Source organism: Nitrospirota bacterium (genome assembly GCA_015233895.1).
Classification (GTDB): Bacteria; Nitrospirota; Thermodesulfovibrionia; order Thermodesulfovibrionales; family Magnetobacteriaceae; genus Magnetomonas.
This window is the reverse complement of record JADFXG010000021.1, coordinates 1-19,391: the sequence shown is the minus strand read 5'-3', so window position 1 is coordinate 19,391 and position 19,391 is coordinate 1. Positions and strand designations below refer to the sequence as shown.

Annotated in this window: 22 protein-coding genes and 1 pseudogene; 15 read left to right on the top strand and 8 right to left on the bottom strand. The window is 41.8% G+C overall.

The features are described from left to right. Positions 1–8 precede the first annotated feature (8 nt). The 12 genes from fliN to HQK88_12490 are packed head-to-tail and all read left to right on the top strand — an operon-like array spanning position 9 to position 11,015. Complete coding sequence (fliN, locus tag HQK88_12545; protein ID MBF0617630.1) at positions 9–326, top strand: flagellar motor switch protein FliN; 318 nt, start codon at positions 9–11, stop codon at positions 324–326. Next, complete coding sequence (locus HQK88_12540; GenBank protein MBF0617629.1) at positions 323–649, top strand: FliO/MopB family protein; 327 nt, start codon at positions 323–325, stop codon at positions 647–649. Before fliN ends, HQK88_12540 begins: the two co-directional genes overlap by 4 nt. 6 nt (positions 650–655) lie before the next feature. Further along, positions 656–1,294: a flagellar type III secretion system pore protein FliP gene (gene fliP / locus HQK88_12535; GenBank protein ID MBF0617628.1), complete on the top strand. Its 639-nt coding sequence runs from the start codon at positions 656–658 to the stop codon at positions 1,292–1,294. Then, positions 1,291–1,560 carry a flagellar biosynthesis protein FliQ gene (gene fliQ, locus HQK88_12530; GenBank protein ID MBF0617627.1) on the top strand — a complete coding sequence of 90 codons (270 nt, stop codon included), beginning with the start codon at positions 1,291–1,293 and terminating at the stop codon, positions 1,558–1,560. The genes fliP and fliQ overlap by 4 nt, the downstream gene beginning before the upstream one ends. 2 nt (positions 1,561–1,562) lie before the next feature. Beyond that, on the top strand, positions 1,563–2,345 hold the full coding sequence (locus HQK88_12525) for a flagellar biosynthetic protein FliR (protein MBF0617626.1): 783 nt from the start codon (positions 1,563–1,565) through the stop codon (positions 2,343–2,345). A gap of 15 nt (positions 2,346–2,360) precedes the next feature. After that, positions 2,361–3,395 carry a flagellar biosynthesis protein FlhB gene (gene flhB / locus HQK88_12520; GenBank protein ID MBF0617625.1) on the top strand — a complete coding sequence of 345 codons (1,035 nt, stop codon included), beginning with the start codon at positions 2,361–2,363 and terminating at the stop codon, positions 3,393–3,395. A gap of 9 nt (positions 3,396–3,404) precedes the next feature. After that, the gene (gene flhA / locus HQK88_12515; protein MBF0617624.1) at positions 3,405–5,438 is read left to right on the top strand and encodes a flagellar biosynthesis protein FlhA; all 2,034 of its coding nucleotides are present in this window, start codon (positions 3,405–3,407) and stop codon (positions 5,436–5,438) included. After that, a complete protein-coding gene (gene flhF, locus HQK88_12510; protein MBF0617623.1) occupies positions 5,428–6,759 on the top strand; it encodes a flagellar biosynthesis protein FlhF in 1,332 nt (443 codons plus the stop codon). Before flhA ends, flhF begins: the two co-directional genes overlap by 11 nt. Further along, entirely contained in the window at positions 6,753–7,601 is an 849-nt protein-coding gene (locus HQK88_12505) for a MinD/ParA family protein (GenBank protein ID MBF0617622.1), read from the top strand. The genes flhF and HQK88_12505 overlap by 7 nt, the downstream gene beginning before the upstream one ends. A gap of 15 nt (positions 7,602–7,616) precedes the next feature. Continuing rightward, positions 7,617–8,354: a FliA/WhiG family RNA polymerase sigma factor gene (locus HQK88_12500; GenBank protein ID MBF0617621.1), complete on the top strand. Its 738-nt coding sequence runs from the start codon at positions 7,617–7,619 to the stop codon at positions 8,352–8,354. A gap of 19 nt (positions 8,355–8,373) precedes the next feature. Then, entirely contained in the window at positions 8,374–9,522 is a 1,149-nt protein-coding gene (locus HQK88_12495; GenBank protein ID MBF0617620.1) for a methyltransferase domain-containing protein, read from the top strand. Continuing rightward, positions 9,519–11,015, top strand: coding sequence for a transglycosylase SLT domain-containing protein (locus HQK88_12490; GenBank protein MBF0617619.1), 1,497 nt, complete (start codon positions 9,519–9,521; stop codon positions 11,013–11,015). The genes HQK88_12495 and HQK88_12490 overlap by 4 nt, the downstream gene beginning before the upstream one ends. Positions 11,016–11,161: 146 nt before the next feature. Here the strand turns inward: HQK88_12490 and HQK88_12485 are convergent, their stop codons facing one another. The 4 genes from HQK88_12485 to HQK88_12470 form a co-directional block, all read right to left on the bottom strand. Beyond that, positions 11,162–11,599 (bottom strand): prepilin-type N-terminal cleavage/methylation domain-containing protein, encoded by a 438-nt coding sequence (locus tag HQK88_12485; protein MBF0617618.1) that lies wholly within the window; start codon positions 11,597–11,599, stop codon positions 11,162–11,164. A gap of 72 nt (positions 11,600–11,671) precedes the next feature. Continuing rightward, entirely contained in the window at positions 11,672–13,321 is a 1,650-nt protein-coding gene (locus HQK88_12480; GenBank protein MBF0617617.1) for a hypothetical protein, read from the bottom strand. Beyond that, positions 13,311–14,708 (bottom strand): tRNA uridine-5-carboxymethylaminomethyl(34) synthesis GTPase MnmE, encoded by a 1,398-nt coding sequence (gene mnmE, locus HQK88_12475; GenBank protein ID MBF0617616.1) that lies wholly within the window; start codon positions 14,706–14,708, stop codon positions 13,311–13,313. Before mnmE ends, HQK88_12480 begins: the two co-directional genes overlap by 11 nt. A 190-nt stretch (positions 14,709–14,898) precedes the next feature. Continuing rightward, positions 14,899–15,270 (bottom strand): hypothetical protein, encoded by a 372-nt coding sequence (locus HQK88_12470; GenBank protein MBF0617615.1) that lies wholly within the window; start codon positions 15,268–15,270, stop codon positions 14,899–14,901. 227 nt (positions 15,271–15,497) lie between these two features. On the opposite strand from HQK88_12470, the gene HQK88_12465 reads away from it, so the two are divergent. Next, positions 15,498–15,980 carry a chemotaxis protein CheX gene (locus tag HQK88_12465; protein MBF0617614.1) on the top strand — a complete coding sequence of 161 codons (483 nt, stop codon included), beginning with the start codon at positions 15,498–15,500 and terminating at the stop codon, positions 15,978–15,980. An 18-nt stretch (positions 15,981–15,998) separates the two neighbouring features. On the opposite strand, the gene HQK88_12460 is transcribed toward HQK88_12465, so the two are convergent. From HQK88_12460 to HQK88_12450, 3 genes are read right to left on the bottom strand one after another with little or no spacing between them, the layout of a single operon-like run. Further along, positions 15,999–16,676, bottom strand: coding sequence for a hypothetical protein (locus HQK88_12460; protein MBF0617613.1), 678 nt, complete (start codon positions 16,674–16,676; stop codon positions 15,999–16,001). Beyond that, entirely contained in the window at positions 16,633–17,397 is a 765-nt protein-coding gene (locus HQK88_12455) for a hypothetical protein (GenBank protein MBF0617612.1), read from the bottom strand. The genes HQK88_12460 and HQK88_12455 overlap by 44 nt, the downstream gene beginning before the upstream one ends. Position 17,398: 1 nt before the next feature. Next, on the bottom strand, positions 17,399–18,184 hold the full coding sequence (locus HQK88_12450; protein MBF0617611.1) for a hypothetical protein: 786 nt from the start codon (positions 18,182–18,184) through the stop codon (positions 17,399–17,401). Between the two features lie 201 nt (positions 18,185–18,385). Between HQK88_12450 and HQK88_12445 the strand changes: the two genes are divergently transcribed. Next, entirely contained in the window at positions 18,386–18,571 is a 186-nt protein-coding gene (locus HQK88_12445; GenBank protein ID MBF0617610.1) for a hypothetical protein, read from the top strand. A gap of 17 nt (positions 18,572–18,588) precedes the next feature. Continuing rightward, the gene (locus HQK88_12440; protein MBF0617609.1) at positions 18,589–19,233 is read left to right on the top strand and encodes a serine/threonine protein kinase; all 645 of its coding nucleotides are present in this window, start codon (positions 18,589–18,591) and stop codon (positions 19,231–19,233) included. Positions 19,234–19,282: 49 nt separating this feature from the next. Here HQK88_12440 and nrfD read toward each other — a convergent pair. Beyond that, positions 19,283–19,391: pseudogene (gene nrfD / locus HQK88_12435) on the bottom strand (polysulfide reductase NrfD).

Below are 19,391 nucleotides of genomic sequence, written 5' to 3'. Positions count from 1 at the left end.
GTATTTAAATGGAAGCGGTAAAGGCTGATTTCCAGGAATTAGATAAAGACGCCCCAAAGGAGGGCATGAGAGATATAAAGTTTCTGCTTGATATTCCTCTTACTATAACAGTGGAGATAGGAAGGACAAAGATGATGATTCAAGACCTGTTGCAGCTTGGCCAGGGCTCAGTTGTTGAGCTTGATAAGCTTGCTGGAGAGCCGATGGAAATACTTGTTAACCAGAAGGTTATAGCACGGGGAGAGGTTGTTGTTGTAAACGAGAAGTTTGGAATCAGGCTTACTGACATTGTAAGCCCCAACGAGAGGTTAAAGCAATTAAGATGACTGCTGCTGTTATACAGATGGTTTTTGCGCTTCTTGCAGTGATTTTAATCATATACGGTATGTCATATTATATGAAGAAACGGGGCAAACAGGGTGGCTTTCTTGCTATGAAAGAGTACCTGCCGCTTGGTCCAAAAAGGGGAATAGCTATGGTTAAGGCAGGGGCCGATCTGTTAATTATATCAGTAACGCAAAACGATATTCGGCTTCTTATGACAATTAAAGAATCATCACCGGATGTACTGGATTTTAAGGGCAGGTTAGATACCGAGGTCAAGAGTCTGCAAGTCCAGGACACTGCATCAGCCGGTACAGGGAGGTAACAAGGGATGAATTTTAATATTGACCACCCGCTTGTTTCTATGTTTTTACTAATGAGTTTTCTGTCGCTCATACCTGCAATGCTGATAATGTTGACATCTTTCACACGCACAGTGATTATTCTGTCTTTTCTGCGGCAGGCTATCGGCGGAGCCCAGATACCGCCTAATGCGGTAGTAGTCGGGCTTTCCATTTTCATTACGTTTTTTGTAATGGCCCCTACTTTTGATAAACTTGCCAAGGATTCTATAACCCCATATATGGACAAGCAAATTACACTGACTGAGGCGGTTAAGCGCGGTGAAGAACCAGTCAAGTCCTTTATGCTGAAACAGACCCGGAAAAAAGACATAGCCCTGTTTATTCAACTCTCTAAGTCCCCCCAGCCTTATGAGCCAAAGGATGTGCCCTTTAAAGTGGTTGCTCCTGCCTTTGTGATAAGTGAGCTTAAGACAGCTTTTGAGATGGGCTTTTTACTCTACCTTCCCTTTATCATTATTGACATGGTAGTGGCAAGCGTTATGCTTTCAATGGGTATGATGATGCTGCCTCCGGTTACGATTTCTCTGCCGTTTAAACTTCTTTTGTTTGTTTTGGTTGACGGGTGGAATCTTATTATAGGCACTGTCGTAAGGAGTTTCCAATGACAATTGAAGCCGTTAAAGATATATCAGGGGAAGTGTTTAAAACTCTGCTGACATTGGCATCGCCGATACTTTTAGTCAGCATGATAGTGGGTTTGCTTGTCAGCTTTTTTCAGGCAATAACACAACTGCAGGAGTTTACACTTACCTTTGTGCCTAAGGTGGTAGCCGTATTCTTATGTATTTTTATTTTACTGCCTTGGTTTGCAAAGATTATGATTACTTTTACGACTCATTTAATTGAAAGAATGCCCATGTATGTCAGGTAAAAGTGCAAGAGATAAACCAGTTTATAAATGCCCAGATGGCAACTCAGCAGATAGGGAATTTTTTGTTTATACTCATCAGGACGTCCATATTTGTTGCCATGATGCCAATATTCGGCAGTACAAACATTCCAACTCAGATTAAAATCGCCTTTGCCGTTGCCATTGCTGTGCTATTAACGCCTATTGTCAATGTTCACTTCAGTGAAAACGAGCGTATTCCGTTGTTTTTGGGAAAAGAGTTGCTTTTTTCCATGTTGTTTGCCAGTTGGGCACGCTTTGTCTTTACCGCCGTTAACATGGCCGGAACTTTTATAAGTAACAGTATGTCTCTTTCCGTTGCGAGCACTTTTGATCCTGACTTTGGCCAATCGGCTGAGGTCAGCAGGCTTCTTGGCGTTATTCTAACCCTGCTGTTTCTCTCTATGGATGCCCACCATGATTTAATCACGATGTTTGTAAAAAGTTATGAGTTCCTGCCTCCGGATAAAATTGTGCTGAACAGATCAATGATTGACGCTTTTATGGGAGGTTCCCAGTTATTTGTTTTGGCAATAAAGATTGCTGCCCCTATTACGGTCGGAATGCTTACGGCAAACCTGCTGCTTGGACTTCTATATAAGGCAGCCCCACAGATAAATATATTCTTTGTCAGTTTTCCAATATTTATTTTCGTAGGATTGACCCTCATGATAGCTTGTTTACCTCTCATGATATATTTATTTGGTATAAACATAGCGAATATGAAGCACGATATGTACCGCGCTATGGAACTGTCAACAAAATAGGAAACATAGGGAAAGATGGCTGAAGGACAGGAAAGAACAGAACGAGCTACACCGCGACGGCGGCAAAAGGCACGTGAAAAGGGACAATTTGCCCGATCTAAGGAGCTTACCTCTGTTGCAGGCATGGCCGGCATGATGCTTGTGCTTTACTTTGGCGGCAAGCACTTTATCGTCAGCGCTAAGGGGATAACCGTAAACTTTCTGACCCTTTCATACGGAACGGACCCTTTTATTGCCATAAAGATTGCCATGGCAAAAACACTGCTGCTGTTGTTCCCGTTCCTGTTGGGTGTTATAGTGCTTGCAGTTACCTCAGAGATTAGCCAGGTTGGTTTTATGCTTAAGGATATGGAGTTGAACTTTGGCAGAATGAATCCAATTGAGGGAATTAAGAGGCTTTTTTCAATAAACGGTATTTTCGATTTTCTTAAAAACCTGCTTAAGTTTATTGGTGGAATACTAATATTTTATCTTGTAATTAAGGCCGATATCGTTAAGTTTTCATACCTGTTGGTGAAAGATTTCAATCAGATGACCTATGCGGCTTATGATTTGCTGAAAGAGGCTATATGGTATGGGTTTTTGTATCTTTTTATTATAGCCCTGGTGAGTTTTGTAATAGAGAAATACCGGTTTGAAGAGTCCATAAAGATGTCAAAACAGGAAATCAAAGAGGAACACAAGGATACTGAGGGAGACCCTAAGGTTAAGTCAAAAATAAGGGGCATCCAGAGGGAAATTTCCAGACGGCGTATGATGGCTCAGGTGCCAAAGGCAACAGTGGTAATAACAAACCCGACTCACCTTGCCATTGCCATACTGTATAAGGAGGGGGATTTGGGAGCGCCTAAGATAGTGGCAAAGGGCTCCGGGTTTGTAGCAGAGAAAATCAGAGAACTTGCCCGAAAACACAAGGTTCCTGTTGTTGAGGATAAGCCACTGGCACGGCTTTTGTTTAAATTAGATATTGACACATATATTCCTCAGGAGCTTTATAAAGCTGTTGCAAGAATCCTTGCATACATCTATAAGCTTCAGGGAAAGATTTAGGAAACACTCATGGATTGGCTTAAAATCATACGCGAAAGAGCGGAGATAATAGTTTCAATAGCAGTGGTAAGCATTCTTGGGGTAATGCTTATACCACTGCCTCCTTTTTTGCTTGACATGCTGCTTTCCATATCAATCGCAATAGCTATAGTGATACTGATAACCAGCATATATATACAAAAGCCGCTTGATTTTTCGGTATTTCCGACCTTGCTGCTTTTGACCACTCTCTTTCGGCTTTCCTTAAACGTGGCAACAACACGGCTTGTGCTTGTTAAGGGCAACGAGGGAATAGAGGCAGCGGGAGCCGTCATAATGTCATTTGGAAACTTTGTGGTAGGCGGCAACTACTCGGTAGGACTTATCATATTTCTGATTCTTGTCATAGTTAATTTTGTGGTTATTACTAAAGGTTCCGGCAGAATTGCAGAGGTTGCGGCACGCTTTACGTTAGACGCTATGCCTGGCAAACAGATGTCCATAGATGCTGATTTAAACGCAGGCCTTATAGACGAAAAAGCTGCTAAGAAGCGGCGTGAACTGATAGCGCAGGAGGCGGACTTTTACGGCGCTATGGACGGTGCCAGCAAGTTTGTACGAGGAGATGCCGTAGCTGGCCTCATCATTACCGGTATAAACATTTTAGGCGGAATTTTTATCGGTGTTATTCAAAAGAGCATGCCTATAGTGGACGCCCTTCAGACTTATACAATACTGACCATCGGAGACGGTATGGTAACTCAGATACCGGCCCTGTTAATATCCACAGCGGCAGGTATAGTGGTCAGCCGTGCCGGTAAAGAATCCGACATGGGCCAGGATATTACAGGCCAGATATTTATAAATCCTAAGACTCTTTTTACAACCTCCGGTGTTTTGTTTGTTTTTGCAATAATCCCAGGCCTGCCCCACGTACCGTTTTTATTGATAGCCGCGGCGGCCTCAGGCCTTGCTTACCTTTTGACATTAAAGACAAAGGAGGAGGAGCTTGCGGAAAAAACAGCAGTGGTGCCTCAGGAGGAGGCCAAGCCTGAGACTTTTATAGAAATAGATCCGCTCACTCTTGAAATCGGCTATGGCCTGATACCTTTAGTTGAGGAGCAGCGCGGTGAACTTCTTGGTAAGATAAAGGCAATGAGACGGCAGCTTGCTAAAGACATAGGATTTGTTATTCCCCCAGTCCACATACGCGACAACCTGCAGTTGCGCCCCCATGAGTACAGCTTTATTATAAGGGGCATAGAGGCAGCAAGAAACGAGGTTATGATGAACTACTGGCTGGCAGTAGCCTCAGACGATGTGGAGCGAATAGACGGCATACCGTCTAAAGAGCCGGCCTTTGGCCTTCCTGCTTACTGGATAGAAGAGGTTAACATAGAAAACGCACAGGTTCTTGGCTATATGGTAGTGGATACACCGACTGTTATTGCCACTCATTTGACAGAATTAATAAGAAAACACTGTTGGGAGCTCCTCTCCAGAACTGAAGTACAGAACATGCTTGACAACGTAACACGTACGTATCCAAAGATAGTGGAGGAGCTGGTTCCAGCCCTTATGACCCTAGGAGGCATTCAGAGAGTGCTGCAGAATCTTCTCAGGGAGCGTGTGCCGATTAATGACATAGTGACCGTGCTTGAGACAATACTGGATTATGCTCCAAACGTAAAAGACCCTGATATGCTGGCCGAGTACGTACGACAGGCCCTTGGCAGACACATTAGCAAGCAGTATGCCATGCAGGACGGCTCTGTGCCGGTCTTTACCTTAGATCCGCGCTTTGAGTCCTCAATCGGCAGGAGTGTGCAAACGGGTGAGTCAATTAACCCTGACATTATAAACAGGCTTGTTAAAGGAGTGGAAAAACTGATGGACAAGGATAATTTAAGGGGAGTTCAGCCGATAATCCTGTGTTCATCTCATATACGAAGGTTTTTAAAACGTCTGCTTGAGAAGTTTGTACCTGCCGTAGTGGTTCTTTCTAATGCTGAGATTTCCTCGGCAAGGCTTTATACATTAGGAGTGATCAGATATGAAGATTAAAAAGTTTCAGGCAAGGACCTTTGCTGAGGCTCTTTCTATGGTCAAGAAGGAATTAAGTGAGGATGCTATAATTCTGTCAACAGAGGAGCTTAAGGGGGCAAACCCCTGCGTGGAGGTAACTGCCGCAGTTGACTATGATTCGCCTAAAGCCGGAACCTATGACACACGGGCAGTAAGACTCAAAAATGACCTTAATATTTTGGAAAAAATACGGAGTTTTAGCAAAGAAAGCACCTCACATTCTGCAAAAGCCTCTAAGGATGACAAAAAAGGCGCAAAGGGTAAGGCTCAGCTGAGGCATGAGGCAGTTCCTGATGTGGCAGAGAGTGCTGTTAATAAGGCAACGCCAGTTGTTGAGAGGGCAGAAAAGACGCTGGTTGCTGATATTAAACCGGCAGTGCATAAACCTGTTGAAACCAATCCTGAGCCAGTAAACCACATAACCGAACCGGCTTTTACACGAAGAGAGTTAGAGCATTTTCTTAATAAAATGACAGTTAAGGTACAAAGCGAGATTGAGTATTTAAGAGACAGCATAGAGGATATGAAAAACCTTGGGTTTGAAATGTCCCTGCCGCCCAAAAAAAGAATGCTCCTCTATTATCTGAAAGACAGGGCAATACGTGAGGAGTATGCTGTGCTTTTATGTGAAAAGGCAAATGACGTCCAGGACCTGCCCTCTTTGCTTATGTCTAACATAAAAATAAAGGACAAGCACACAGACAGAAAGGCAATAATGCTGATAGGGCCAACCGGTGTGGGTAAGACTACAACGATAGCCAAACTTGCGGCAAATTCAATACGTGAGGGTAAAAGAACAGCCATAATTAATCTTGACACATACCGGATAGGCGCAGTGGAGCAGGTGCGGATTTATGCCCGTATAATGGGAATACCCCTTGCTGTGGCCTCAACCCCGGCAGAGTTAAAAAACACGCTCTTGAGATTTGCAGACACAAAGGACATAATATACATAGATACGACAGGAAGGAGCCCGATGGATGAGGCGTACATGGATGACATGGCAGAGATATGTCTTTCGGATTTACCCATAGAGGTGCATCTGCTAATGAGTGCCAACAGTGACGATGAGTTTATGACTGAGGCGTACCGTTACTACAGAAGGCTGCCGATAAATTACCTCGGCTACACGAAGGTGGATGAGGCAGTACGCTATGGCTCAGTGTATAATATGGCGTTAACGTATCAAAAGCCGATAGCCTATATCACGACAGGCCAAAAGGTGCCGGATGATATAGAGTTTGCAGGAATGGAAAGGATAGCTGATTTGGTGTTAAAAAAGGAGTTTTATAAATGTTAAGAGGAGGCGGAGCAGGCGGTAGAGAAAAACACATCCGTACGATAGCCATGGCAAGTGGAAAGGGCGGAGTGGGAAAGACCAATATAGTTGCAAATCTTGCAATAGCTATGAAAAAACTGGGGCATGAGGTGCTGATTCTTGATGCCGATTTGGGACTAAGTAATATAGATGTTCTTTTACACCTTGCTCCAAAGTACAATATGCAAAATGTGCTAAACGGAGAGATGGGACTTGCTGACATAATCGTGGAGGGACCTCACGGAATAAAGATTTTGCCTGCCTCCTCCGGAGTTCAGGAGTTAACCGTATTGGATGAATTTCAGAGGTTAAGACTGCTTGACGAATTTGAGAGTTTTAACAGTAATGTGGACGTCATGCTGATAGATACGGCAGCAGGCATATCGGAAAATGTGGCTTTTTTTTGTATAGCAGCACAGGAAATCATAATTCTGGCAACACCTGAGCCAACTGCTATGACTGATGCGTATGCGCTTATGAAGGTGCTCTACACCCGGTATCAGGAAAAGGAGTTCAGCGTGCTGGTAAATAATGTACAGGGAGAGGAGGAGGGCAGAGAGGTATTTAAACGGCTGGCCACGGCGGCTGATAAGTTTTTAAATGTTTCTCTTGATTACTTAGGCTATATCCCCTACGATGCAGCCGTGCCGGCTGCTGTGCGGCAACAAAGAGCCTTTCTTGAAGTAAACCCTGCCGGAAAGGCTTCTAAAAAGGTAACCGACCTTGCTTATAAGCTGATGAGCAGAACCAAACACAGAGTTAAAGGTTCGCTGCAGTTTTTTATTGGCAATTTACTTTCCGCTACCTCTGAGGAAAATGTATAATATGAGACAGTGAACGTGAAAAAATATAAATCAGAACTTAGCGATGAACAGAAAGAAGAGATTATAAAAGAGTTTCTTCCTTTCATAAAATATACGGCTTACAGATTATCAAGCCGTATGCCGCCACAGTTGACCACTGACGACCTTATAAGCGTGGGCGTCATGGGTTTACTGGACTCTATTGATAATTACGATGCAAACAGAGCCAAGCTAAAAACCTTTGCCGAGTTCAGGATAAAGGGCGCCATGCTGGATGAAATCCGTACCTTTGACACAGCGCCGCGCTCGCTTAAGGAAAAGGTTAACGAATTAAAATCCGTGCATTCAAAGCTTGAAAAATCATTGGGCAGAGCTCCTGAGGATGTGGAAATTGCAAACGAGTTAAATATAAGCGTGGATGACTACTATAAGATATTAAAAGATGCAAACTCAGTGATAACTCTCCGGTTTGAGGACTTTAGCTCTAAGACATCAGACGGCGAGGAGATGAATGTCATGGAAAACATACCGGACATTTCAGGCCGTGATGTGCTCACTAAACTTGTGGATGAATCTCAAAAGAGGATTCTTGCAGGCCACATAGCATCCTTGCCTGATAAGGAGAAACTGGTGCTTTCTTTGTACTATTGGGATGAGTTAACAATGAAAGAAATAGGGAAAGTGTTAAGTCTTTCAGAGGGACGAGTGTGTCAGCTTCACTCTCAGGCAGTCCTCAGACTTAAATCCAAACTAAGCGCAGAACCTTTACGGTAGCCTGATAAAGGGATCACTTGTGATAGATGCTGTTGTAAAACCTGCCCTTAGGTCAATCAGAAAATATATTACAACGCTATTTATATGGGTTTTAAAGATAATATTCAAATTCAGAATATTTGTTAAAGGTGAGTTTATAGACTTAGCCCTCAGAGATGGGTTGTTTAGCCAGGATGAGTTAAAAGAAATAGCAATTTCTTATTTACCAAAGCTATTTAGTACCGAAAAGTTAAAGGAAATAACCCTTTCTTATTTAATGAAGATATTTAGCACAGGTGAGCTAAAGGAACTCATTCGTCTTCATGGTGACGGATTCAGCATGGCCGAGGCAATTCAATTTGAAATTCAAAAAGGTACAATCAGCCTTATTCATCTGATTGAGGAAATTATAAACAGTGGTCTTTTCAATGCCGGAGAGGTTTTAAGTGCAACTATAGACACACAGACTCTTACTTTTATAGAAATGGTTCAAATTTGTTTACAAAAGAATTATTTTGAAATAAGGGAGTTATACTCTGCACTGTACATATTTGGTGATGGGATAGAGATAGGGGCGCTGAATAAACCCCTTAAAGTTCCCGCCTCTGCAAGAGTGTCATATGTGGACAGGATTCCAAATGAAACACTAGAAGAACATTATTCCGACATTGATTCATTCCTAAAGGTTGATATAATTGATAATGGAGAGAAACTTTCTACAATAGCAGACCTTTCACAGGATTTTGTAATAGCAAACCATTTTCTTGAGCACTGCGAAAATGTGATAGAGGCATTAAATAACATGCTGAGAGTTTTAAAGATCAAGGGTATTTTGTATTTTGCCGTACCCGACAAACGTTACACATTTGACAAAGACCGCCAAACCACTGATTTTGAACATCTGCTCAGGGACTTTCACGAGGGAACAGAAACAAGCAGGGAAACACACTTTAGAGACTGGGCTGAACATGTTGATAAATTTAAAAAAGAGGAGGATATAAGCCGCTGGAGCTCAGAACTTATGGCAAAGGGCTATAGTATACATTTCCATGTGTGGAGTCAGGCAGAGATTTTAGAGATGCTTACATCGTATAAGACAATATCAAAATATGATTTTGAAATGATAACAGTAACTGCCCGGAATGGTGAGATTATCATAATTTTAGAGCGAGGAGAGATACGAACATGAAAAAGCAAACTATGGTGACTTTTTTTATAATGATTTTTTCATCAGTATTAATTCCAACTCATAGCAATTGTGGGGCAGAGGAGTTGTATTTGCGGCAAGGGCCGACAACGGCAGCAACCTCCGACAGTAAAATCAGCTCCACTGAAAACATTTTCAGACTGCAAAGATCCTCCCAGTTCAGGACGCCGGCAGAACTTCGCAATCAGGTTGATTTTTGGAAAAAGATATTTACAAGCGTAAGCAATCACCAGGCTGTTATTCACGACAAAAGAGCAATGGGAGTCATATATGAAACTGTTGAGTTAACAGAGAACGAGAGTAAAGACAAAAAAATGAGAGCATTTGCCGTATCTCCTGTTTTAAGAAAATACAAGGCTATACTGGAAAGGCTGGATGCTATGCCACCATATGAATTGGAAAGACTTACCGGTGAGGACAAACGTGTCTATGATTTACTTTACAGTAATGGCATAAGAAGCGGTTACAAAGATGCGGCAGACCGGCTCAGGGTTCAGGTGGGACAGAGTGACAGGTTTAAAAAAGCGCTGAGCCGCAGCACACTGTACCTAAAAAACATGGAGGAGGTATTTGCTGAAAGGGGTTTGCCGACAGAGCTGACACGTCTTCCATTTGTGGAGTCGGCTTTTGACATCAATGCCTACTCGTGGGCAAATGCAGCCGGGCTTTGGCAATTTACCAGATATACGGCCAAAAAGTATGTTAAAATTAATAAGGTTGTTGATGAGAGGCTTGATCCAATTAAGTCAACTACTGCAGCGTCAAAACTCCTCGCTTTCAATTATGAACAACTGCACTCATGGCCACTTGCCATTACGGCATATAATCACGGCTGTTATGGGATGCAACGGGCTGTGGAGAGAACCGCTACCACGGATATCTGCTACATTGTGGATAACTACGACGGCCCGGCGTTTGGTTTTGCCTCCAGGAATTTTTACACCGAACTTCTGGCTGTTTTAGAGATACTTGACGAGTATGACAAGTACTTCAGTGATGTTGTTTTTCAGCATCCTGAAAACTATGACACTTTGACTCTTACAAGAGCCATAAAACTCAACCACTTGATTGCAGGCACTTCTGTCACAGTGGATGACATTCAGAGGCTTAATCCGGAGTTATTAAACCCTGTGCTTGACTCTAAACTCCCACTTCCTAAATACTATACACTGAAAATTCCACAAGGTGCTAAAGAACATCTGATTTCATCCCTTGATTCAGACTTACAATCAGCCGATAGGAATTCTGACGGTGTTGACTTAACAGAAAGGAAAAGCGTTACTGAAAAGCCGGTAAAAATCTCTCAGGATGCTGCCCCTACTTATAAAAGACATGTCATACAAAAGGGGCAGACACTTTATGCAATCTCCCGGCTTTACAATATCACGGTAAATGATATTATGAAAATAAACGATTTGAAAAGCCCTGAAAGCATAAAGGCTGGTCAGGTGATTAAAATCCCTGCTGCGACTTAATCCTAATTCTAATTCAATCGCCTAACTTCGTTGGCATGCGTCAAAAGCTCCTCAACGTACTAAAAGTACGCCTCCGTCGCTTTCTCCTTGCCGCCTTGTTATACTTCTGAATTCAAATTAGAATAGCCGTGAGGGTTCCATACTTTTTAAAATCCCTGCCTGTTGTTATTTTGGTCAATACTAAAGACATTGTTGGCGTTTGTAGTGCCCGATCTGGCGGCTACAGCATTAAAGGTTGTAGCATTATTGCTAAAGGTGATGTTGTAGTTAAAATATAATCCGTTGGCATTGCCTGGCTTAAATCCGGTGAGAAAAGCCTGTATATTTGCAACACCGCTTATTGTGGTTGTAGAAGTGTCACAATTGGTCCCGGTTTTGTGATAACAGCCGTTTTCGTTATAATACTGCTCAAGAAGCTGCCTAAGTGCTAGGAGATTTTCCTGAGCCTCTACATTTTTGGACTTTTCTCTCTGCCCTAAATAGATAGGGACTGCAATCCCGGCAAGTATTCCCAGTATCAACAAAGTAATAATTAACTCTACGAGTGTAAAACCGCCGCTCTTTGGCGCTTGTCTGTTATTCATCTTTTCCATATGTACAGCACCTCCTTCTGTTTTCACACGCTCTACACAATGCTAACATAATTGTGCCATAATTTACAAAAGACCGTGTGGAACTCTTTTCTCTGTAAAAAGCTCCGATAGCACCGATTGTTTAGAAACGCACACTTTAAAATTATCTATAAAGCCGCAAGTGATCTTGTCCTGTGAAATCGCAGTTATATCTTTTGACACGATATAGACACTTTTAGGGTCTGCCATGCCCTCCTTTAGCTGGATTTTAAGGGTTTTTACGTATGACTGAAGAGCTTTCCAGTCAAAACGTGCAACGTATCCTCTGTTGATTTTCATATTGTGCCTGTATGCATACAGAGCAAAAAACTTACCATCATCCCATGGAATTTTTCCTGCTATTACTACGTTTTCACTGCCACGGCCGATAACCTCCCATTTGGATGATTTTATTGGATTTTCCGCCGGGTTAAAGTCCTTTTTATATTTATCAATATCACTATTGTCAAAAACCTGTAATGCTATTAATGCTATCAATATTGGAATGCTTTTTCTATGAAAATATTTAACAACTACATATAACAAAACATAAATAATAAAGTAGTAGGCTGCCCAGAATAATCTGCCGGATGATCTGAATACACCGGCTAAATTACTCAGTCTGTCACTTAGTTGAATTTCAAATAAAATCTGATTATACACAGTAACTGTATTGCCAATAGCAATTAAAGTCAATAAAAATAAGGCAATTAACAGTGGTATGTAGTTTCTTAATTGCTCCCGCATGGTGTTGGATTTGAGGAAAACAACCACTGCAGCAAAAAGCAGTATTATTCCTCCTAAACCGAGATAATTATACCCCTCAGCCCAAAATACACTTCCCTCTTTCATAAAGTATAGCAGTTTTGAACTTCCGTAAGGATTAAATAAGGCCAGAAGATCAAGATTCTTTTCCCCAAACCCCCACGCCGAGTACTCTGTTGATTTCTCAAATATAAAGCAGCCATTAATCCACCAGTTAAACATAAGCATTATCGAAACCGACACAATAGAAAGCGTTAGTTGAAGGTAATTGATATTTTTTTGTATAAACCGGAGTTTAAACAAGTGGGCAATGAAAACAAAGAGAATTATGAACTCAAGGTAGGGATGAATCAGAGAAGTAACGATGTGCAAAGTTAACCAGCTCACAAAAACCTTACGGAATGCTCCCTCATGTTCTTTCAAATAAAACCATAAGGCACACAGAATAACCCACTGAGCACACAAAGACGTGTGATGATAACGATTAACCAACACAGGACTTACAATAAAAAATGAGGCTGCTGTTAACTGAATCAACCGGTTTTTGGTAAATAATCCGGATAAAAGAAAACCCAAAAGCCCCTGTAGCACAAAACATGATAAAAAGAACAAACCAAAATACTGAATTTCAGAAGGAAACAGTTTTCTGAAGAGTTTTAATGGAATTGCCAATAGTGCTATTGAATCCGTATAACAAATACTTGTACCAAATTGAGAGTTGTAACAGGAGATTTTTCCTAAAGGGAATTGCCATGGTTCAGTTTTAAAAAACAACCAGCCAAGATAGTGCTGTGACCAGTCGTATCCATTCATCAGCCATGAACTGTAGTATGGATTTATAATCCTTATGTCCATGGCATAAGCAAAGAAAAGAGCACCGAGCAACATTGAAAACAAATGATAACGATTTTTTAAAACACTATTTACCAATACAAAACCTGCCAAAGATAGAATCTAAAATACTGTCAGTAGTTACCACTCCGGTAATTTCTGAGATAGTGTTCAGGGCAGTACGAAGCTCAAAAGCTACAAGCTCAAGCGGCATACTGTCTGAAAGTAGGGTGGCTGCCCGTGCCAGAGCAAAGAGGCACTCATCAAGGGCTCTTTTGTGCCTTACGTTTGTTATAAGTACCCCATTTTTTACTTCTGGAGAGTTTCCGGCTACAATTGAAAAAATCATATCCTTAAGCGCACCGATTCCCTCGTTGGTCTTAGCCGATATGCGTAAGACGGGAGTGAGTCCGCCACTACCATAAGATTCCGCCAATACAGATGCATGGAAAGCCGCCTTTAGGTCAGATTTATTAATTAAAGCTATAAGTGTTTTCCCTGTTGTTTTTTCTATAATGTAAAAGTCCTCGGGGGTTAACTCCGCACCTCCGTCAAAAACTGCAACTACAACATCAGCGGCCTCGATGGATGATAAAGAGCGTTTAATCCCCTCAAGTTCGGCATACTCGGTGCTTTGTCTTATTCCAGCTGTATCGATAACTCTGGCAGGGATTCCGTCAATGTTTAAATACTCCTCTATTGTGTCTCTTGTTGTGCCCGGAGTTTCTGACACTATCGCTCTGTTTTTTTCCAGCAGCGCATTAAGCAAAGAGGATTTACCGACATTTGTGCGTCCCACGATTGCTATAGACATACCCTCGCGGTAAAGTCGCCCTGTTTCATAGGTTGAAGATAGTTGTTTCAATTTTTTTTCAATTTCTCCGATATTTTTTAATATTTCTTTCACATCAGACAATTGTGCATCTTCATCGGAAAAATCTATATGAGCCTCAATCAGTGCACAAGCTAAGGTCAAAGCAGACACTATCTCCGTTATTTTTTCCGACACCCCTCCAGAGAGCTGTTCAAGGGCAATTCGGGAACTCTCAGCTGTCTTAGATTTTATAACATCAAGAACTCCCTCGGCCTGGGATAGATCAATACGTCCGTTTAAAAATGCCCGCAATGTAAACTCTCCTGGCTCTGCAAGGCGAGCGCCAAGGGACAGGGTTATCTCAAGGGTCTTTTTCACAGTAAAATATCCCCCGTGGCAGTGAAACTCCACCACATCCTCCGCAGTATAGCTGTGAGGCGCTCTCATCACGGTTATCAGTACCTCATCCACAGAGCTACCGTCATGTGGGTTGATTACATGCCCCAGAGACATTGTAAAGGCAGGCATTGTTGAGGGTAATTTGTACTTTTTCGATTTAAACATCCCTTGTGATATTACAATGGCATCTTTTCCGCTTATACGTACAATCCCGATACCACCCTCACCGGGTGGTGTTGATACGGCAGCTATCGTGTCCTGATAAGAATTCATAACTTTTTTGAAGGCATTATAACATTAAAGCAGACGATAATGTTAAAATGCAGCAGAGCTATGTATAAATCACATAGAAAAGAGGCAGCAGTTTTTTTAGATGGAGCCTATGATAAAAAAAATAATCAATATAATTTATTTTATTTAAAAATATTTTAAAATATAGTATAATACGTTGACATTTGATATATTACATCATGATGTGGTTTAATACGACAAACAACAAAAGGAGGGTTTGAAATGAAGTATGTGCTTTACTTTGTGTTAGTGCTGTCTTTAGTGTTGTCAGTAGCAGCTTTAACCGGCTGTAAACAAGCGCCGGCACCGGCACCATCGCCGTCAGCGGCAGCGCCATCGCCATCTGCTGAGGCAGCTCCAGCAGCATCACCAGCAGCAGCACCTGAGGCATCACCAGCAGCAGCTCCAGCAGCATCACCTGCGGCAGCAGCACCTGCAGAATCACCAGCAGCGGCGGCTCCAGCAGCAGCACCGGCAGCAGCTCCAGCAGCAGCTCCAGCAGCAGCACCGGCAGCATCACCTGCAGCAGCAGCTCCGGCAGCATCACCTGCAGCTAAATAACACAAATGTATCATTTGGTTATTTTGTGATAAACAGGGAAAGAGTTAACCCTCTTTCCCTGTTTGTACTTTTGTGGACGTGGAATTATTATCAAACAAATTTTCTAATTGCTAATAAATATGTATTTCGGTTATAATCTTCTAGTGTAGCAGGGTAAAACAGAGTAAGAGTCAGGTAATTTAATGGTGTGGACAGAAAGGAGCTGATACAATGAGAGCCGACATAATAAATCCATTTTTAGTATCAATAGTGAATGTACTTGCAACGATGGCACAGACTGAGGCAAAGGTTGGTAAACCAGTGATTAAGCGAGACAATGTTGGACAGGGGGATGTATCAGGAGTAATCGGTCTTGCCGGTGAACAGACAAAGGGCTCTATTGCCATTACCTTTACCGAGAAAGCCATAATAGACATAGCCTCCAGGATGCTTGGTGAGGAACTGGATAAGGTGGACGAAACAGTGGCCGATATGGTCGGTGAGATAACCAACATGGTAACTGGCGGAGCTAAAAAAATCCTTTCCGAAAAGGGTTACAAGTTTAACCTTGCCACTCCATCAATAATTGTAGGAAAAGGACACATGATTTCCCATAAGTCCAAGGCTCCCGTGATATTGCTTCCTTTTGAGACAAGCGCAGGCAGTTTTTTCGTAGAGATTTGTTTTGACGATTTTGCTGTCAAAAAACAGTGATTCCCTCAAATGGTCTGGCTAATAGATTGATTTCCCGTAAGTATGTGAACCTAACAAATCTGCCGCTCCAGTCATAATGGCTGCACCAAGCTGCTTAGGCTCTGGCGAAGCTATTTTGTATCCTTTAAGTTCAACGATAGAAAACCCTTTTTTAGGATCTCCGGTTTCACACCTGTCAAAGTACAACATTGTGATTTCTCTTTTGGGGTCAATTACTCTGAAAGTAGCAGACATCTGAGACTGTCTCGTTTCACCGCCGCTGGCTATATTATTAATCTCTCCAATTATAATAAGGTTGTAACCATTTTCTCTTGAAAATCTCATAGTCTGTTTTAAGTCAGTAACTATCTGTTCAACTTTTTCAACAAGATGAAAAGTCTTTTTTTCAAGAAGGAGTTTATGTAAATAATCTACCATGAAAGCAGCAATCTCTTTTGAATCTTTTGATGACTTCATAATAAAAATTCCAACATTACTTTCAAATTCAAGTTTTCGTTCAGGCTCTATATATATGGCATTGGTACAAGGCATTGGCTCTTTCTGGGACTTAACAAGCGTTGATGATTTCATTGAAATATCATATCTTTCAGGTTTAAGGGAAATATCCGCACAACCGGCAGTCAGTAATACAATAGCAACAGGTATGCAGGCTTTAATTAGCCGGTGGTCTTTCATAAACCTTGACAGGCTCATCATCCATCTCCTTATCGGGCTGCTGATTGTTGTTAGCTTTAGTCTTTTTCTTTTTGCTTTTTGACTTGCCATTATAGTTTTCATTTTCTGCCTCAGGTGTTGCCGTGTGTTTCTTTTGCCTCAGGAGTGAATCAACCTCTTTAGTACGTACAAGGCGGGTTGTCCAGGCCGAGTAGAGTTTTGAGTCAGCAATTCCTATTATCCTGCCGTTAAACACTACCGCTTTATCTGTAACAGTATAAGTGCCAACGAAAACGCTTTTAGCATTATGATTTTTTGCAAGGTCCCTTAAATCCCGTGTCAGCATAAATTCCCCGTCATTTTTTACAATATCAATGGCATTACCTTTTCTCATTTCGATAATCTCGAAATTTTTTGCATGTAGGCCTGTCATCACCATCTCGGAAAAACTTCGTCCTAGTGTAGTGGTCAGGGAAAGATCGTTTAAATCGGCAAAGGTGGTAACCACTATCGGGGAAAGCTTAACAGTATCAGACCTGTGAAAGTCAATCTTTAGGTTTGTAATAATTCCTTGTGCCATATCTTTGGCGGCACCCTCAAGGTCGTCAAAGACATTATACATTCCCTCATAGTACCCCCGATTCTCACCCTCCGGAGGTTTTTTCTTATCGGGAAATATGACACTGCAGCCTGACATCATAATAAGTATAGCCGTAAGTATTAAGGCCGTAACAACCGTTTTTGTATGTCCAAACCTCGTCACATTATTTCTGCCTGATTTGAATTCCGGCTTTTTCGTCTTTTAACACATCAGGTTGGTCAAGATAGTACCTGAGGTCTTTCGTAAGATGAAGCCTGTAGGAGGCAATGGCTACGACCTCCGACTTCACAGGATCTATTACCCTCGCATTGACAAATATATCACAGCGGCCCACCTCATAGGTGCCGGCAAGAACTATGGTATCAGGATAACTTCTCTTAATGGTGTGAGTGGGCTGATAGACTTCTGTTGACGTAGCTGACTTAGAGCGCTTGGAATGTTTTTTTGACTTTTTGGATTTTTTAGACTTTTTGGATTTTGTTGTGGCAGGCTGAGGGGGTGCAGGCAACACATCTTTAGTAAAAGTATCCTGACGAATAGGTCCGCGAGATAAATAAAACTCACCAAAATTTTCGGACATTTGAACCGTTCCGGTTTCCCGTATGTCAGCCACTTTAAATCCCCTTTTGTGAAGTTCCGAGAGAGTTTCCTCTGCCAGTATTCTGCCAAACTTTGAAGTCTTGTTGAGATTATTTAAATCCACAAAGGTTGTGACTATAATTTTTCTGTCGTCTTTAAAAAGATATCCGTAGTATTCAAGCTGGGCAACAAGATATGCGGCTTTAAAAACACTCTTATCGCCTGAGCCCCTTACACCCTCATCATTACGGCCAAATATATCTTCAAAAAAACCGCAGCCGTTATCCTCCTTTGGGAAATTTGCCTTGTATCTTTTATCTGCGCACGATACCGGCAAAAGCAATAAGGCAACAATGCCGGAAATCGCCATTATCCTTGTAATAAATGCCACACTCTAAGTTAATAGATTTTAGCTGTAATTGTCAAATGTAAGCTAAACGCTTGATACCAGATTGTGGTGAATTTATTAAACATTAATCTTGAATTTTATTCACACATTAAGGTATATTATACATATTCAACTCCGTAAAGCGGAGACTCTGAAAGTTTATTAAAACCTGGGAGATTACAGTTGATTAAAGATATTGATGAACATAGTGACGATAAACCCACTTGTTGGGTAGAGGAGGGACCGACTGTTTCGCTGGATACAGGGATTCAGTCTGAAATTCATACGTCTAAAAGCGCTTCTCTTTTTAAGGATGTACGATATGAGGTACGAAAAAAGCTCGGCAAAGGCGGTCAGGGGACAGCGTAGTTGAAAAACCCTTTGCGATAAAGGTACTCCCACAGGGACATCTTAACGATAAGGTTAACTTTGCAAGGTTTCAGGATGAAATAAAAATTCCTCAGCGCATTAAACACCCTCTCATTGCCTCTATACACGATGCCGTGGAGCTTAAAGACGGCAGTTTTGGAATAAAGATGGAATTTATTTGCGGCACCGATCTGCTTTCATGGATTGAAAATGAAGTAAACCCCGACAGATTTAAAGCCGCTGACGATATTTTAAAAGTACTTATAAATCTCTCCGAGGCACTGGCTGCGGCACATGAAAACGGGGTTATCCACAGAGACCTTAAGCCCTCAAATGTAATTTTAAAAGACGGTAACCCGGCGCAGCCTGTTTTACTTGATTTTGGCCTTGCATTTTTAACTGGTGAAGGCTCAAAGCAAAAAGCTGCCGGAACTTTTGCCTACATGGCGCCGGAACAGGTACATGATAAAGCAGAGTTGGATGGTAAAGCCGATTTGTTTGCTCTTGGCATAATCGCATACAAAATGTTTACAGGATTTTTACCCCCGTGTTCACTCAAAGATTTAGATAAAACAAGAATAGTCCCTTCAATTCCAATAAGGGACATTGAACCCGTGTTTAAATATAATCCCAGAGTGCCTGCATCTTTTGATCATATTTAAACACGGGTTCAATGTCCCTTATTGGAATTGAAGGGACTATTCTTGTTTTTACCAGTATTACTGCAGCGGCAGCCACACCGACTAAAAATGTAAAGTTTGATATGTAAAAGCCCCACGAGACCTGATCTCTCATGTTAGTAACTATCAAACCATTATTA